The organism is Vibrio sp. 1402 (genome assembly GCF_033340275.1).
On the sequence record NZ_JAWOWE010000429.1, the window covers coordinates 1 to 608 of the forward strand.

Here is a 608-nt window from a genome sequence, read left to right on the forward strand (position 1 = left end):
ATGGCAATGGTGAAAACGAGCTAGTGATTGATTTTCCTGTTAATGCCACGGATTTTGATGGTGATGTGTCGAACACGATTAGTTTGCCAATTACCGTTGTTGATGATGTGCCGTCTATCACTGGGGTGGATAACAGTAGCCAGTTGACGATTGACGAAGATGATTTACCTGCTGGCTCTGATACTTCTGGCTTACGAGTGTTAGATGGACACTTTAACGTTGTTGCTGGCGCTGATGAAATCGTCAGTTATCACGTTTCTGACTTAGCTGGCGCGGTCGCTGGTTTGCAGTCAAATGGTCAAGATGTGGAACTAAGACTGGTGTCTGAAGCCGACGGTGTAAGCACCTATGAAGCGGTGATTGTTGGCACGAACACGCAGATTTTCACCCTAACGTTGGATGCAAAAGACAATAGCTACCAATTTGAGTTAGTGGGCCCTGTGGATCATCCTGCTGGCCTGGGCGAAAACAGCCTAACGTTAGATATTCCTATTTCTGTTACTGACTTCGATGGTGATACATCGGCATCTGTGAACTTGCCAATCACCATCGTGGATGACGTGCCGGAAATCAAAACGGCGACGCCGTTGTTCTTAGATGAAGATGAC

The 608-nt window shown here is 46.7% G+C and carries 1 protein-coding gene; it reads left to right on the plus strand.

From position 1 onward, the window contains the following. A partial coding sequence (locus R7044_RS26485) for a DUF5801 repeats-in-toxin domain-containing protein (protein ID WP_225456146.1) occupies positions 1–608 on the plus strand: 608 nt, incomplete at both ends.